We start from the raw sequence: 15979 nt of genomic DNA on the forward strand, positions 1-15979 counted from the left end.
TTGTACCGCAAGAAGAGTGCGGTGTTGTTTAGCTTATTAGCTTTTTGATTAGACCTTATTAGCCCTAGACGTCTGTTTTTTCTTTAAACTCGCACAGATCTTCAATGATACAGCTGCCACAACGTGGTTTACGCGCGACACAAGTGTAGCGTCCATGAAGAATGAGCCAATGGTGGACATCCAGTTTGAATTCTTTTGGAATGACTTTGAGCAGCTTAGCTTCAACATCGTCGACCGTTTTGCCCATCGCTAACTTAGTGCGGTTTGATACGCGATAGATGTGAGTATCCACGGCAATGGTTGGCCAACCGAAAGCGGTGTTCAATACTACGTTGGCAGTTTTACGACCAACGCCAGGAAGGGCTTCTAATGCCGCACGATCTTCCGGTACTTCACCATTGTGTAGGTCAAGCAGCATTCGACACGTTTTAATGGTGTTTTCTGCTTTTGAATTAAATAGGCCGATTGTCTTGATGTACTCTTTTAAGCCATCGACACCTAGGTCGAAAATCGCTTGTGGAGTATTCGCCACAGGGTAAAGTTTATCCGTTGCTTTGTTCACGCTGACATCGGTTGCCTGTGCAGACAAAAGTACGGCAATCAGCAACTCGAAAGGGCTGTTCCAGTTAAGCTCAGTCTCTGGCTTTGGGTTGTTTTCTCTTAAACGCTCAAGTATTTCTACTCGTTTTACATTGTTCATAGCGACATTACTTTCAAATAGTTAGGGCTTGAGTTTCGGTATTCAATTAATTCCGAATACTCAGGCTTTATCATCGGTTACGCGCTCTTATGAGCGTCATTATTATGTGTGTACTTGGTCAATCTATATATCTGTTGAGCGGTTGAGCTTCTCAGCAGGGTTTTAAGCTACTGTAACTTATCAGGCATTGGTAACGCGAGCGCGTTCAATAGTTGGTTTTTCTTGTTTTGGCTGTCTAGATTTTACTTGGTTGTCGATGATGTTTTTCAAAGCAATCAAGAAACCAACACCAATAAAGGCACCTGGTGGAAGCAGAGCTAATAAGAAACTGTTATCAAATTGGAATATCTGGATGCGTAACATTGAAGCCCAGTCACCAAGAAGTAGGTCGGCGCCATCAAACAGAGTCCCATTACCTATCACCTCACGCATCGCACCTAACACAATCAGTACCGATGTCATGCCAAGACCCATCCAAAAACCATCTTGAGCAGCAGGCAACACCGCATTTTTTGAAGCGAATGCTTCCGCTCTGCCAATGATGATGCAGTTGGTTACGATCAGTGGTATGAAGATACCCAAAGATAGATAAAGTCCGTACGCGTAGGCATTCATCAGAAGTTGAACACAGGTTACTAGTGAAGCAATGATCATCACGAATACTGGGATGCGAACTTCTTTTGGTACATGGTTACGAACCAAAGAGACGCAAACGTTCGAACCGACCAGAACAAGTAACGTGGCAATGCCTAATCCAAGCGCGTTAGTCACGGTTGAGGAAACTGCGAGTAGAGGGCATAACCCAAGAAGTTGCACTAGGGCAGGGTTATTGGCCCACATGCCATTTTTAATTAGTGTTTTATGTTCATTCATCATTCACCACCACAATTTAGAGGTTGAGCAAGCAATGCTTGGCGATTTTTGTTAACGTATTCAACCGTTTGTTTCACTGACTTTACGACGGCTCTCGGCGTAATAGTTGCGCCGGTAAACTGATCGAAATCACCGCCATCTTTGCGAACCTTCCATCGATCAAGATTCGACTCAGTTACTTGTTTGCCTGCAAAAGAGAGAATCCAATCACTCACTCGTAGATCAATCTTATCACCCAACCCCGGAGTTTCTTGATGGGAAAGAACGCGAGTACCTAAAATAGTGCCGTCTATTTTCATTCCAACAATCACCTTGATTGCACCGTTGTAGCCGTCTGGTGCAATGGCTTCGATCGCGATTGCACTCGGTTCTTCGTTGAGTCTAGCAATGTAAGCTGGCATGGCTTGTTTGGTTCCAAGCGCCTCGGCTTCAACTAAGGTACAAGCTGAAAAAAGCTCATTGTCATGTAACTCGTGTGGGATTACTTGGTTAAGTACCGATAGCAATTGAGCTTGTTCTTGCAGTGTTATCTGCTCTTTGGTTAGCTCGTGAGTCACCGCTACCAAACCGGTGGAAGCACACGCAAAAATAGCGAGTACAAGACCGTTTTTCTTAATTGCATTTAGCATGGTATCCGCTCCTTAGTGGCCGTATGTACGAGGTTTGGTGTAGTAGTCAATCAATGGAACACACATGTTGGCTAACAATACAGCAAACGCCACGCCGTCAGGGAAGCCACCCCAACTGCGGATGATAAAGACTAAGCCGCCGATCAGAGCACCAAACACTAAACGGCCTTTGACTGTCGTTGATGCTGAAACAGGGTCGGTCGCAATGAAAAATGCGCCGAGCATAGTCGCACCAGACAATAGATGAATGGTCGGTGATGCGGTCTCGCCAGGAGTGAACATCAAGAACACTAGGCTAAATACAGTCAAACTGCCTAGAAATGCCACTGGGATATGCCACTGAATCACGCGTTGTTTAATGAGCACAAGGCCGCCGACTAGATAAGCAAGGTTCACCCATTCCCAGCCTACACCAGCTAACCAGCTGAATTGAGGTTGAGACAGTGCTTCTGAAGCTGTATTGCCCGCCGTTAATGCGGTTTTGAATGCATCGAGTGGTGTCGCCATCGTTGTGCCATCAATACCAAGGCGAGCTTGTTGTAGAGACAACCCTTCATTATTGAAGCCAGTAAAGATCATCAAGAATGAGTCAACAAAGCTCGTTGCTTCAGCCGTTAAGCTGGTCGGTGCATTCCAACTGGTCATCTGGACTGGGAATGAGATCAGCAAAACAACGTAAGCGACCATCGCCGGGTTAAATGGGTTTTGTCCAAGGCCGCCGTAAAGGTGTTTCGCGATAATAATAGCGAAGAACATACCTATTACTAGAATCCACCACGGTGAGTGTGGAGGAATAGCAACACTGAGTAGCCATGCTGTCACAACAGCACTGTAATCACGCAGTGCCATCACTGGCGGACGTTTTCTCAATAGCATTACGGCTGCTTCAAAGCTAACAGCAAGTGCGATAGCAAATACTAACTGGATGAGTGTACCCCATCCAAAGAAGTAGGTTTGAGCTAGTAGACCTGGCAATGCACAAATAGCCACCCATTTCATGAGATCTGGGGTGCTTCTACGATTGTGCGCGTGCGGTGAGCTGGCGATAAAGAAGGCCACTACTCTTTCTCCTCATTATTCTTTTTATCTTGCTCTTGCTGCGCTTTTCTTGCTTTAGCACGAGCAATTGCGGCAGCAACGGCTGCTTTCTTAGGGTCGACGGATTCTGAGTGAGCTTCCGTTTCAATTTCATCTGCAGGTTCAGGAGCGGTTTCTTGTGCTTCGACCTGTTTAGCTTGCTGTGCTTTCTTCGCCTTAGCGCGAGCTATTGCAGCGGCAACGGCAGCTTTTTTGGGATCGATTGGTTCTTGTTGAGTTTCAGCTTCAACTTTAGTTACTGGTTCGGGCGTTTCAGTTGTCTCTTCCTGCTTGGCTTGTTGTGCTTTCTTAGCTTTAGCACGTGCGATAGCGGCAGCAACGGCAGCTTTTTTGGGATGGACTGACTCCTGTTGAGTTTCAGCTTCAACTTCAATTACTGGTTCAGGAGTTTCTGCTGTCTCTGTCTGTTTCGCTTGCTGAGCTTTTTTCGCTTTAGCGCGAGCAATGGCCGCAGCGACAGCATCTTTCTTGGTATCGCCAGTACTTTCAGCCGGAGCCTCGGAAGCTGAACCTGCTTGTTGGGCTTTCTTGGCTTTAGCGCGAGCAATAGCCGCAGCAACGGCATCTTTCTTGGCATCGCCAGTTCTTTCAGCCGGAGCTTCACTTTCGGTTTGAGTAGCTGATTCCGCTTGTTGAGCTTTCTTGGCTTTAGCACGAGCGATAGCTGCAGCAACGGCATCTTTCTTGGCATCGCCAGTACTTTCAGTTGGAGCGTCAGATGTTGATTCCGCCTGCTGAGCCTTCTTCGCTTTAGCACGAGCAATGGCTGCAGCAACAGCATCTTTCTTGCCATCACCAGAGTTTTCTGCAGGAGCATCAGTTGCTGCTTGTTGTGCCTTGCGCTCTCGAGCTTGTCGTTTACGTTCTTCACGCAGTTTCGACATTTCAGAATTGTCTGGTTCAGCGCTATCCGCTTTCTGAGCCGCCGCTTGTTTTGCTTTTGCCTTGGCAATCGCAGCCGCAACCGCAGGTTTCACCGCTGGTTCCGCATTAGGAGCTTGGTCTGCCGCGGCTTTTTGCGCTTTAACGCGAGCAATCGCAGCTGCAATCGCATCATCACCATCGGCTGATTTCATGTCTTTACGACGGTTGTCAGCAGCTTTCTTGAAGCGGTTTTCACGCTCGGCTTTGTCACGCTCCATACGAGCGTTTTTCTCTTCGAAACGAATCTTGGCGCGCTCGGCGGCTGTCGCTTCGTCTTTTCTTGTTTTGATTTCGGCTTTCGCTTGGCGATAGTATTGAACAAGAGGGATTTCACTTGGGCAGACAAACGCACAAGCACCGCATTCAATACAGTCTTTAATATTCAGCTCTTCACACTTATCCAACTCGTTGGCTTTGGCGTGCCATTGCAGCTGTTGAGGAAGTAGAGACGCAGGACAAGCTTCAGCACACGCGCTGCAACGAATACATTCCATCTCGTAAGTGCTTGGTGAGATCTCACGACGCGTTGGCGCTAAAATACAGTTCGACGTTTTAGTGATTGGCACATTGGCATGCGGCAAGGTAAAGCCCATCATCGGGCCGCCCAAAATCAAACGTGGCAGTTTTTTATCCGCTTTGTAGCCAAATTCCTCTAGTAACTCGTGTACTGGTGTACCTAATAGCGCCCAAACGTTACGAGGTTGCTTAAAGGTTTTACCGGTTAAAGTCACCACGCGGTTAATCACTGGTTCACCGTCGATTACTGCTCTCTTAATTGAGTAAAGCGAGCCGACGTTTTGAACCAAAACACCAATGTCTGCAGGAATGCCGCCAGCCGGAACCTCTTTGTTGGTGAGGATCTTGATTAGCTGTTTCTCACCACCAGAAGGATACTTAGTTGGGATAACACGAATGACGATATCTTTGTCTTTCGCTGCAATCTCAAGTGCTTTTATCGCATCTGGTTTGTTGTCTTCAATGCCGATAACCGTCAGCTTTGGTTGAAGAATGTGTTCAACGACTTCGATGCCTTTTAATACTTCGTCGGCATGTTCTTGAAGCAACTTGTCATCAGAGGTGATGTAAGGTTCACATTCCGCAGCGTTGACGATCAAAATGTCGGTACGACCTAAGCCTGATTGAAGCTTCTTAGCCGTAGGGAAACCTGCGCCGCCCATGCCTGAAATACCAGCTTGGCGAATCACATCAAGCAGTTCGTCAGAAGTCTTTGTCGAAAAATCTTCAACTGGATTTTTTTCACTCCAAGTGTCTAGGCCATCAGGTTTAATAACCACGCACATTTCGCTCAAGCCTGAAGGGTGAGCGGTAGTTCGCGGTTCGATAGCGGTAATCACACCCGATGTTGGTGCGTGTACAGGTAACGTAAAACCTGTATCTAAGGCCGTAAGTTGCTGACCTTTTAACACAGTGTCGCCAGCAGCAACCAATAGGTTACCCGGCTTACCGATGTGCTGTTTCACCGGAAGAACGATTTCTTCTGGAAGCCTTGCATGGACGATATCAGTAGTATTCGACTGTTTCTTGTTTTCAGCAGGGTGCACGCCACCAGGGAAGTTCCAAATAGAGCCCGTGCGAATTTGTTCAATTAAAGAGATCATACTAACCCTATGCTTTAGGCTCTGACGCAGTCGCATCAGTCGCTTGGTTAGTGATATCAGTAACAGGAATGATGTTCATCTGCCATTTCCAATTTTCAGTCGTTGTTGCCACTGGAATCATTTCAATACAGTCAGTAGGGCACGGTGCGACACATAGATCACAACCTGTACATTCATCTTTAATTACTGTGTGCAGTGCCTTGGTGCCACCAACAATGGCGTCAACAGGGCAGGCTTGAATACACTTGGTACAGCCGATACACATATCTTCATGAATGAAGGCAACGGTTTTTACTTTGTTATCTAAGTCATGAGCGGAGTCTTCAACTTCTACGCCCATTAAATCTGCTAGCTTCTCTATGGTTGCTTGGCCGCCCGGAGGACATTTGTTGATCTTGTCTCCGTTAGCGATCGCCTCTGCGTATGGGCGACAACCAGGATAGCCACACTGGCCACATTGAGTTTGCGGTAAAATGGTGTCGATTTGATCGACGATAGGATCAGCTTCAACTTTAAAACGGATAGAAGCAAAGCCCAAAATAGCGCCAAAAACAGCGGCTAAAACGGCTAGCGCAATGATCGCAATTAAAATGGTACTCATGCTTATTTCACCAACCCAGTAAAGCCCATGAATGCCAGAGACATTAGGCCTGCTGTGATCATCGCAATCGATGCACCTTTGAATGGCATTGGAACATCAGCAACCGCAATACGTTCACGCATTGCAGCAAATAGGATCAATACAAGAGAGAAACCAACCGCTGCGCCGAAACCATAGATGATCGACTGAATGAAGTTGTGGTTTTCATTGATGTTCAGAAGTGCCACACCTAATACCGCACAGTTGGTGGTGATAAGAGGCAGAAAGATACCCAGCAGGCGATAAAGAGTTGGGCTGGTTTTGTGAACCACCATTTCCGTAAATTGAACAACCACCGCGATAACCAAGATGAAACTCATGGTACGCAGGTATTCAATACCCAGAGGGGTAAGGATGTAGGTTTCTACTAGGTATGCAGAGACCGACGCTAACGTTAGAACGAAAGTCGTCGCGAGGCCCATGCCAATCGCAGTCTCCAGTTTCTTGGAGACTCCCATAAATGGACATAGCCCTAAAAACTTCACTAGCACAAAGTTATTGACCAGCACTGTGCCAACCAGCAACAAAAGGTATTCGGTCATAATGGATTAATTCTTGAGATTCCGATCCCGATATTATCCTGCTTTGCTCACCTAATAACAACCAAGGATCACTAGGGATTTAGACACTTGGTGAAAAAAACATCAGGTAATCGTTTGATTGTTAAAAGTCACACTAAGTATAGACGGCCAATTTTTACTTGCTGAGACACGTTTATAGCAGTGGCTAAATTGGATCTTTAATGAATGGAGACAGATCTTAGCACTAGCTACAAGGCAACAATCGTTGGTTCTTTGGGTGCAGGTTTATCCCAAGGAGTCGTAAAAGGGGACAGTATAAGAAAAAGAATAAAAGGCATCAAAACGCAAAAAGCCGTATCGAGTGATACGGCTTCTTTAAATTTGGCTCCCCTTGCAAGACTTGAACTTGCGACATACGGATTAACAGTCCGCCGTTCTACCAACTGAACTAAAGGGGAATTACTTGTGAACGGCGAGAATTCTAATAACAGTCCGTTTTTCTGTCAACAAAAAATAGCAGAAAAAAGTAAGATAAAAAACTTTACTTTCTTGAACGCCTTATTGGATTTAGCTTGGATGTAGTTATCCACCAAAATTGTGGATAAGTGTGTGTGTTAAACTTTAATAACAATAATTGAAATAAATCTAAAAATGTAACAAATGCAGCTAATCGTATGTATTTTAAGGGTTTATTTAGAGGTGTCGCTATTGTATAACTTTTTTAGATTACAGCGATAACAGTAAAATAGGCGGTATTTTTAGATTTTTTGGGGAAAAGTAGTGGATTAAAAATAGAGTAATTTAGTTGAAGAGATCTTGCAGGGGCACGGATAATACCAAGTTCTAAACATAAAAGCTATAACTGATATCGAGTCTTAAGAAGCATTTCTCTAGATAATAGTTGCAACAACACTCCTCCTAGAGTGACAATGACCTGATTAAAAAAACAGTATGGAAATGGCGACCTATGAGTAAACTCTTTGACTTGGTATCGGACTACAGCCCGTCTGGTGACCAGCCGACGGCGATAACCAAATTACTAGATGGACTAGATTCAGGTTTGGCACATCAAACTCTATTAGGGGTAACGGGCTCTGGTAAAACCTTTACCCTTGCCAACGTCATTTCCCAATCTCAAAGACCTGCGATCCTGTTAGCGCCTAACAAGACATTGGCGGCTCAACTTTATGGTGAAATGAAATCTTTTTTCCCCAATAATGCCGTAGAGTATTTTGTTTCTTACTACGATTACTACCAACCAGAAGCCTATGTGCCGACCACAGACACATTCATCGAGAAAGATGCGTCTGTGAATGCCCATATCGAGCAAATGAGGCTTTCGGCAACCAAGGCCTTGCTAGAACGGAAAGATGCTATCATCGTCGCATCTGTATCGGCTATCTACGGTTTGGGTGATCCTAAGTCTTACTTGAAGATGATGCTTCACTTGAGCCGCGGTGAGGTTATGGACCAACGTGACATCTTACGCCGCTTAGCTGAACTTCAATATTCGAGAAATGATGTCGCATTTGAACGAGGCCAGTTCCGTGTTCGTGGTGAGGTCATTGATATCTTCCCTGCTGAATCTGACCAAGATGCAGTGCGAATCGAAATGTTCGATGATGAAGTCGACTGTATAAGCATCTTTGATCCCCTGACTGGTGCAATTAAACAAAGAGATTTACCGCGCTTTACCGTTTACCCCAAAACTCACTATGTAACGCCTAGGGAGAAAATCCTTGAGGCGATTGAGAACATTAAAGATGAACTTCGAGACCGAACTCAATATTTAAAAGACAACAATAAGCTTCTGGAAGAACAACGTATCTCTCAAAGAACGCAGTTTGATATCGAGATGATGACTGAGCTTGGCTTCTGTTCGGGTATCGAAAACTATTCACGATACTTGAGTGGTCGTGCGGAAGGGGAAGCGCCTCCGACATTATTTGATTACTTGCCTGATGATGGTCTGTTGATTATCGATGAGTCACACGTGACTGTACCGCAAATTGGCGCCATGTATAAAGGTGATCGCTCTCGTAAAGAGACTCTGGTTGAATTTGGTTTCCGCCTGCCTTCTGCATTGGATAACCGCCCAATGAAATTTGACGAGTTTGAATCGATAGCTCCGCAGACTATTTTTGTATCAGCAACGCCAGGCAATTACGAGATTGAAAAGTCAAATGGTGAAATTGCTGATCAAGTCGTTCGTCCGACAGGTCTTTTAGACCCAGTTATTGAAGTAAGGCCTGTGTCGACTCAAGTTGATGACCTGTTGTCTGAAATCAGAATACGCTCAGTGAAAGAAGAGCGTGTTTTGGTCACAACATTGACTAAGAGAATGGCGGAAGACTTAACCGAATACCTAAGTGAGCACGGCGTTAAAGTGCGTTACTTGCACTCAGATATCGATACCGTTGAGCGTGTAGAGATCATCCGAGACCTACGTTTGGGCGAGTTCGACGTGTTAGTGGGTATTAACTTACTTCGTGAAGGTTTGGATATGCCTGAAGTATCGCTGGTGGCGATTCTTGATGCTGACAAAGAGGGCTTCTTGCGATCTGAACGTTCTCTTATTCAAACGATTGGTCGTGCGGCACGTAACTTGGAGGGCCGAGCGATCTTGTATGGAGACTCAATTACTAAGTCGATGAGAAAAGCGATTGATGAAACCGACCGTCGCAGGGAGAAACAACAGGCTTACAATGAAGAGCAAGGCATCACTCCGCAAGCACTGAAACGTAATATCAAAGATATTATGGAGTTGGGTGATCTCACTAAGTCTAAACAGCAGCGACAATCTAAGCAGGTTCCACTATCGAAAGTCGCCGAGCCTTCTGAAAATTACACCGTGCTTACCCCGCAGCAGCTTGATAAAGAGATCAGTAAGCTAGAAGCGGCGATGTATCAACATGCTCAGAACTTGGAATTTGAATTAGCGGCACAAAAGCGTGATGAGATAGAGCAGTTGAGAAAGCAGTTCATTACCAACAGCTAATCTCACTTCTTATTCAAGAAGTTCATATCGGACAAGTTTAAAGTGGAGAGTGTTCCAGACAAAAAACAGCCAGTAGTAAATGTTCTACTGGCTTACGTTTGTGAACAATGAGTCCACTAACAACGTCAGTTGGCTAGGTGACCCGAAGGTCAATATAGCCTTTGCATCGTTCGTGCCATGTAGCTAATACATTGATTATTTGAAGCAGGTAAAGAAATATAATACAAATACTGTGGTTAATTTGCATAATGCAAAGCGGAATGCGACTATAATAAGAAATGCAAATTATAAATGGCTAGGATATGCAATCAAAAACGCTAGATAACAAATCAAAGTATTTGTTGATGGTGGAGGATACGGCTTCGGTCGCAGCGTTGTATCGCTCTTATCTGACACCGCTCGAAATTGATATCAACATTGTCGGCACAGGTCGCGATGCAATTGAGAGTTTGAATCATCGAATCCCAGATCTAATTTTGTTAGATCTGCGTCTTCCTGATATGACGGGTATGGACGTACTATTTGCTGTAAAACAAAAATACCCTGAAGTCCCCGTTATCTTCATGACGGCTCATGGCTCGATCGATACCGCCGTAGAAGCCATGCGTCATGGTTCTCAAGATTTCCTTATTAAACCTTGTGAAGCCGACCGACTCCGTATTACGGTGAATAACGCGATACGCAAAGCCACTAAACTTAAGAACAGCTCTGAAAATCCGGGTAATCAAAACTACCAAGGATTCATCGGTAGTAGCCAAACCATGCAGCAGGTTTACCGAACCATCGATTCTGCCGCATCAAGTAAGGCGAGTATTTTTATCACAGGTGAAAGTGGTACCGGTAAAGAAGTATGTGCAGAAGCCATTCATGCAGCGAGTAAGCGTGGTGATAAGCCTTTCATTGCGATTAACTGCGCGGCTATCCCTAAAGATTTGATTGAAAGTGAGCTGTTTGGCCACGTCAAAGGTGCCTTTACGGGCGCAGCAACCGATCGCCAAGGTGCTGCTGAACTAGCAGATGGTGGAACCCTGTTCCTCGATGAGTTATGCGAAATGGATCTTGAATTGCAAACCAAGCTTCTGCGTTTCATTCAAACCGGCACCTTCCAAAAAGTCGGTTCTTCAAAAATGAAGAGCGTTGATGTGCGCTTTGTTTGCGCGACCAACCGTGACCCTTGGAAAGAAGTACAAGAAGGTCGCTTTAGAGAAGATTTATACTATCGTTTATACGTGATCCCTCTTCACTTGCCGCCACTGCGTGAGCGTGGAGAAGATGTCATCGAGATCGCATACTCGTTACTAGGCTACATGTCGGTTGAGGAAGGTAAGGCTTTCGTACGCTTTGCTCAGGAAGTGTTGGATCGCTTTAATCAATACGAGTGGCCGGGTAACGTTCGTCAGCTACAAAACGTTTTACGAAATGTGGTGGTATTGAATAATGGTAAAGAGATTACTCTGAACATGCTCCCACCTCCACTGAACCAGCCGATTGAGAATCGTCTGCGACTGAAAGAGAAGCAGAATGAAGACATCACTGTAAAAGATATTTTTCCATTGTGGATCACTGAGAAAACGGCAATCGAACAGGCCATAAAAGCGTGTGACGGTAATATCCCTCGCGCGGCTGGTTTCTTGGATGTCAGTCCATCAACGATTTACCGTAAATTGCAAACGTGGAATGCGAAGCCGTAATTACCAAACAATAAGAAAGAACGATGATGAAAGTATTAAATCAGCAAAAAGTTGATGAGCTTGCCGGTGAAATAGGGCAAGAGAATGTTCCGGTGTTGCTTGAGATCTTTTTAGGAGAATTGAAGGGATACTACGAGCACTTGGAGCTAAATAAAGATACCGATACTTCCAAGTATTTGGCCGATATCAGTCATGCATTGAAGAGCAGTGCTGCGAGTTTTGGTGCTGATTCTTTGTGTAGTTTCGCCATTAGTTTAGATGCAAAAGTTAAGCAAGCGTTGCCAGTGACAGAAGTGGATTTTAAAGATATGCAAGAACTTCTGTTATCAACGTACACGGAATATCAGCAGTTGATGACTGATCTCTAAAACGGTTGATGATGATATAAGTAGGTATTAAAAAAGGAGCATGACGCTCCTTTTTTTTACTGGCCTCTGTCGTTTATCCCAAGCTATAAGCTATGTGCATTAAGCTAGTTGAGCTCGAATCGCTTGTTGAAGCTTTAAACGGTCATGTCGCCAATCTCGGTTAGGGGAGGCAAGGTCGGTGGTTACGCAGTTCCAAAGTCCTTCAAGTTCAGGGTGCGGCGCATTACCCAGCACGATATCAATTTTTCTCGCTTTGCAGGTACGTTCACACCACTCCAACTGCTCTTGAAGTGTCATTTTCCCTGCAGGGCCATGTTCTGGCGAAAGGTTTTCGATGAAGATAACCTTAGCCTTGGTGTTCGCAGCAATGGCTTTCCCAATCTCAGGAAGGAGAAGAGGGGGCATAACACTGGTCAGGAAGCTGCCAGGGCCAAGAACGATGCAGTCGGCTTGTTCGACAGCTGCAACGGCTTCTTTGGTTGCAGGCACTTCTGGAGACAAGTCCATCATGCGCAGTTTTTCTGTCATGTCGTCAACATTGGTTTCACCCGTAACCCAGCGACCATCCATTGATAACGCTGTGAGATCGGAAGGGTGCTCTGTCATCGGGACGATATTGACGTCAACCTTGAGCATATTTCGAATTAGGTTAATTGCTTCTAGTGGGCGAACAGAGAGGTTGTCTAATGCTGTGAGCATCAGATTACCGAGGTTGTGGCCGTTCAGTTCACCTTGACCGCGAAAACGGTACTCAAACATCATCGAACTGATGGAAGGTTCGGTGATCAATTGGTTGATACAGTTACGAGTGTCTCCCCAAGCTATACCACCTTGACAGTCTCGAATTCGTCCGGTTGAACCACCGTTATCTGTTGTTGCGACAATGCCAGTCGCATTGCTACCAAAGTCTTTTAATGCAGCAAGCATACGACCTAAGCCATGGCCTCCACCGATTGCTACGACTTTCTTTGATGAATAAATGTTCATTTTTTGTTCTATTAAATTATTACTAACTATAATTTAGGTTAAATGCTTCTTGTCAGATACTTAACAAGAGTTAATTTGAGGGTTTGGTACATTTTTTTTGTTGATATGACCCGTTTTTGGTTATCAAAGCTAGATTCACGTACAAATATTAAGTATTTTATTACTCAGCTACTGTTCGTGTAAGTATAACGTGCAGTTGCCATAACTCCGAGCTCTTGCATGCTAAGTCGCACAGTGGTATTTGCTGTACCGATACGCATCAAGAGCCAGTGACATGTTGTCACAAGGGCTTAATTGGAAATGATTATGCCTCCCGTGTTTGGAAAGGTGTTCCGTGGCGCAACAATTCGAAGATAGATTCCATCGCAAGTTTTATTACTTGCGCTTGTCGGTTACAGACGTCTGTAACTTTAAATGTACTTACTGCTTGCCAGATGGTTATAAACCGTCAGGGCAGAAAAATTCGTCTTTTTTAAGTGTCCCCGAGATCAAACGCATTGTAAAAGCGTTTGCAGATTGTGGCACCTCAAAGATCCGCATTACAGGCGGAGAGCCGAGCCTGCGTAAAGACTTTCCTGAAATTATACATACTGTTGCCACTACTCCAGGCATCGAAAAGGTAGCCACCACAACCAACGGTTATCGCATGGAGAAACAAGTAGGGCAATGGCGTGATGCTGGTTTAACCCACATAAATGTCAGCGTGGATAGCTTAGATTCGCGCATGTTCCATCAGATCACTGGTGAGAATAAGTTTACTGAGGTTATGCGAGGTATTGATAAAGCGTTTGAAGTTGGCTTTGAACAAGTCAAAGTAAACGTCGTATTAATGAAAGACCTCAACAGTCAGGAATTACCAGCCTTCCTTAATTGGATCAAAGACAAACCTATTCAATTACGTTTTATCGAGCTGATGAAAACCGGCGAGATGGACGAGTTGTTTGATAAACACCATGTGTCTGGCGTTGCGATTCGCAACCAGCTTATTGCTAATGGTTGGCTGTTAAAAGTCAAAGCCGTTAATGATGGGCCGGCGCAAGTGTTTGTCCACCCTGACTACAAGGGTGAAATCGGTTTGATCATGCCTTACGAGAAAGACTTTTGTGAGAGTTGTAACCGACTGCGTGTATCTGCGACCGGTAAGCTTCATCTATGTCTGTTTGGCGACCACGGTGTTGAACTGAGAGATCTGATTCAAGAAGATCAACAAGAGCAAGAGCTTATTGATCGAATTCAGGCTCAGCTTCAAACCAAGTCCGTTAGCCACTTCTTGCATGATGGCAACAGCGGCATGACTCCAAACTTGGCGTCAATCGGCGGTTAACCCGCTATACATACTCTAAAGCATTTTATCGCTCAGCTTCTTTAAGCTGGGCGAATCAGTCTAGGGCGTGTTGCTCTTTCGAGCTGATTTTTGCAGCGAGTTGCTGGGTATTTATACAAGGCAGAGGCTTTGATGTGTAGCTAGCCTACATGAGAAGCCGATAACGTAGTAGAAATGACCAGCAAACGCTGCCCGAAGGGTTCGGCTAAAAGCGTTTTACTCTTTGTTGAGGGAGATTTGCTTAGAATGACTAGGCTACTTCCCCCTCGCCGCGATTAAAACGCTTTTATCTCGAACAAAATTTAATCACGAAAGGTCAACACGCCCTCATAATTGAAAAATTTATATAGGTGAACAAATGGGTCACGCAGAAAGCAAATTCCAAGCAGCAAACATCGCAGTACTAACCGTTTCAGATACTCGTACAGAAGAAAATGATACGTCAGGTGGTTATCTAGCTGAGCATGCTAAAGAAGCCGGCCACAACGTGGTTGATAAACAAATCGTTATCGACGACATGTACAAGATCCGTGCGATCGTATCTCAGTGGATTGCTGATGACAGCGTACAAGCGATCATGATTACTGGTGGTACGGGTTTTACGTCTCGTGACAGCACACCTGAAGCGCTTAAGCCTTTGTTCGATAAAGAAGTAGAGGGTTTTGGTGAGCTATTCCGTCAAGTGTCTTACGAAGAGATCGGTACATCGACAATTCAATCTCGTGCGATTGCGGGCTTTGCTAACCACACAGTAATCTTTGCAATGCCAGGTTCTACAGGTGCGTGTCGCACAGGTTGGACTAAGATCATCAAGCAACAGATGGATGCTAGCCATCGTCCTTGTAACTTTATGCCACACCTTTCTGTATAAGGCGGTTTTAGTATGAGCCAATTTACACACATTAACGCGTCTGGCGAAGCAAACATGGTCGATGTATCGGCTAAAGCGGAAACGGTACGCGAAGCAAGAGCGGAAGCTTACGTTCAAATGTCTGCTGAAACGCTAGAGCTGATTGTTTCTGGTAGCCACCATAAAGGTGATGTTTTCGCAACGGCACGCATTGCTGGTATCCAAGCGGCTAAGAAGACATGGGATCTGATTCCACTGTGTCATCCTTTGCTACTGACTAAAGTAGAAGTTCAGCTTGAAGCAATCAAATCTGAAAACAAGGTTCGTATCGAATCTGTCTGTAAGCTTGCTGGTAAGACAGGCGTAGAAATGGAAGCGCTGACCGCAGCTTCGGTCGCTGCGTTGACTATTTACGATATGTGTAAAGCTGTCCAGAAAGACATTGTTATCGAGAACGTACGCCTGTTAGAGAAGACGGGTGGTAAATCAGGTCACTTCAAGGTGGAATCATGATTACAGTACTCTTCTTTGCTCAAACTCGTGAACTGGTTGGTGTGGACAGCGTTGAAGTTGATGCACAGTTCAAGACGATTGAAGCGATTCGTAGCCATCTTGTAGAAAAAGAAGGGAAATGGGACATCGCATTGGAAGAGGGCAAGCTTCTCGCTGCGCTTAACCAATCCATCGTACCTTTGACTACGGAAGTGAAAGATGGCGATGAAGTCGCTTTTTTCCCGCCAGTAACGGGAGGCTAAGT

15 protein-coding genes, 1 tRNA gene and 1 riboswitch are annotated in these 15979 nt (G+C 45.1%); of the genes, 7 read left to right on the forward strand and 9 right to left on the reverse strand.

The genetic code is table 11. The features are described from left to right. Positions 1-64 precede the first annotated feature (64 nt). From nth to ACED48_RS11395, 8 genes are all read right to left on the reverse strand, one after another. Positions 65-700, reverse strand: a complete 636-nt coding sequence (gene nth / locus ACED48_RS11360; protein ID WP_010437137.1) for an endonuclease III — start codon at positions 698-700, stop codon at positions 65-67. Positions 701-880: 180 nt separating this feature from the next. Continuing rightward, positions 881-1573, reverse strand: a complete 693-nt coding sequence (locus ACED48_RS11365; RefSeq protein ID WP_029626991.1) for an electron transport complex subunit E — start codon at positions 1571-1573, stop codon at positions 881-883. Continuing rightward, positions 1573-2202, reverse strand: a complete 630-nt coding sequence (gene rsxG / locus ACED48_RS11370; RefSeq protein ID WP_017056501.1) for an electron transport complex subunit RsxG — start codon at positions 2200-2202, stop codon at positions 1573-1575. The genes ACED48_RS11365 and rsxG overlap by 1 nt, the downstream gene beginning before the upstream one ends. A 12-nt stretch (positions 2203-2214) precedes the next feature. Continuing rightward, positions 2215-3261: an electron transport complex subunit RsxD gene (rsxD, locus tag ACED48_RS11375; protein ID WP_017056502.1), complete on the reverse strand. Its 1047-nt coding sequence runs from the start codon at positions 3259-3261 to the stop codon at positions 2215-2217. After that, the gene (rsxC, locus tag ACED48_RS11380) at positions 3261-5843 is read right to left on the reverse strand and encodes an electron transport complex subunit RsxC (RefSeq protein WP_017056503.1); all 2583 of its coding nucleotides are present in this window, start codon (positions 5841-5843) and stop codon (positions 3261-3263) included. Before rsxC ends, rsxD begins: the two co-directional genes overlap by 1 nt. 7 nt (positions 5844-5850) lie before the next feature. After that, positions 5851-6444: an electron transport complex subunit RsxB gene (rsxB, locus tag ACED48_RS11385; protein ID WP_004734040.1), complete on the reverse strand. Its 594-nt coding sequence runs from the start codon at positions 6442-6444 to the stop codon at positions 5851-5853. A 2-nt stretch (positions 6445-6446) separates the two neighbouring features. Continuing rightward, positions 6447-7025: an electron transport complex subunit RsxA gene (gene rsxA, locus ACED48_RS11390; RefSeq protein WP_004734039.1), complete on the reverse strand. Its 579-nt coding sequence runs from the start codon at positions 7023-7025 to the stop codon at positions 6447-6449. Between the two features lie 361 nt (positions 7026-7386). Beyond that, positions 7387-7462, reverse strand: a tRNA-Asn gene (locus ACED48_RS11395). 509 nt (positions 7463-7971) lie between these two features. Between ACED48_RS11395 and uvrB the strand changes: the two genes are divergently transcribed. The 3 genes from uvrB to luxU all read left to right on the forward strand — a co-directional run bounded on the left by uvrB (position 7972) and on the right by luxU (position 12061). Further along, positions 7972-10002 carry an excinuclease ABC subunit UvrB gene (gene uvrB, locus ACED48_RS11400; RefSeq protein ID WP_017056504.1) on the forward strand — a complete coding sequence of 677 codons (2031 nt, stop codon included), beginning with the start codon at positions 7972-7974 and terminating at the stop codon, positions 10000-10002. A 302-nt stretch (positions 10003-10304) separates the two neighbouring features. Beyond that, positions 10305-11693 (forward strand): quorum-sensing sigma-54 dependent transcriptional regulator LuxO, encoded by a 1389-nt coding sequence (gene luxO / locus ACED48_RS11405; protein ID WP_017056505.1) that lies wholly within the window; start codon positions 10305-10307, stop codon positions 11691-11693. Positions 11694-11716: 23 nt separating this feature from the next. Beyond that, a complete protein-coding gene (gene luxU / locus ACED48_RS11410; protein WP_017056506.1) occupies positions 11717-12061 on the forward strand; it encodes a quorum-sensing phosphorelay protein LuxU in 345 nt (114 codons plus the stop codon). A 99-nt stretch (positions 12062-12160) separates the two neighbouring features. On the opposite strand, the gene ACED48_RS11415 is transcribed toward luxU, so the two are convergent. Continuing rightward, on the reverse strand, positions 12161-13048 hold the full coding sequence (locus ACED48_RS11415) for a YvcK family protein (RefSeq protein WP_017056507.1): 888 nt from the start codon (positions 13046-13048) through the stop codon (positions 12161-12163). 193 nt (positions 13049-13241) lie between these two features. Further along, positions 13242-13394: riboswitch (molybdenum cofactor riboswitch) on the forward strand. On the opposite strand from ACED48_RS11415, the gene moaA reads away from it, so the two are divergent. The 4 genes from moaA (at position 13383) to moaD (ending at position 15977) form a co-directional block, all read left to right on the forward strand. Further along, a complete protein-coding gene (gene moaA, locus ACED48_RS11420; RefSeq protein ID WP_017056508.1) occupies positions 13383-14372 on the forward strand; it encodes a GTP 3',8-cyclase MoaA in 990 nt (329 codons plus the stop codon). (Overlaps the previous riboswitch by 12 nt.) A gap of 358 nt (positions 14373-14730) precedes the next feature. Beyond that, positions 14731-15243 (forward strand): molybdenum cofactor biosynthesis protein B, encoded by a 513-nt coding sequence (gene moaB, locus ACED48_RS11425; RefSeq protein ID WP_010437177.1) that lies wholly within the window; start codon positions 14731-14733, stop codon positions 15241-15243. A 12-nt stretch (positions 15244-15255) separates the two neighbouring features. Further along, positions 15256-15735 (forward strand): cyclic pyranopterin monophosphate synthase MoaC, encoded by a 480-nt coding sequence (gene moaC, locus ACED48_RS11430; protein ID WP_017054953.1) that lies wholly within the window; start codon positions 15256-15258, stop codon positions 15733-15735. Continuing rightward, a complete protein-coding gene (gene moaD / locus ACED48_RS11435; RefSeq protein WP_017054954.1) occupies positions 15732-15977 on the forward strand; it encodes a molybdopterin synthase sulfur carrier subunit in 246 nt (81 codons plus the stop codon). Before moaC ends, moaD begins: the two co-directional genes overlap by 4 nt. Positions 15978-15979: the final 2 nt, after the last annotated feature.

This window comes from Vibrio sp. 5S239, assembly GCF_041439575.1.
GTDB classification, from domain to species: Bacteria; Pseudomonadota; Gammaproteobacteria; order Enterobacterales; family Vibrionaceae; genus Vibrio; species Vibrio kanaloae.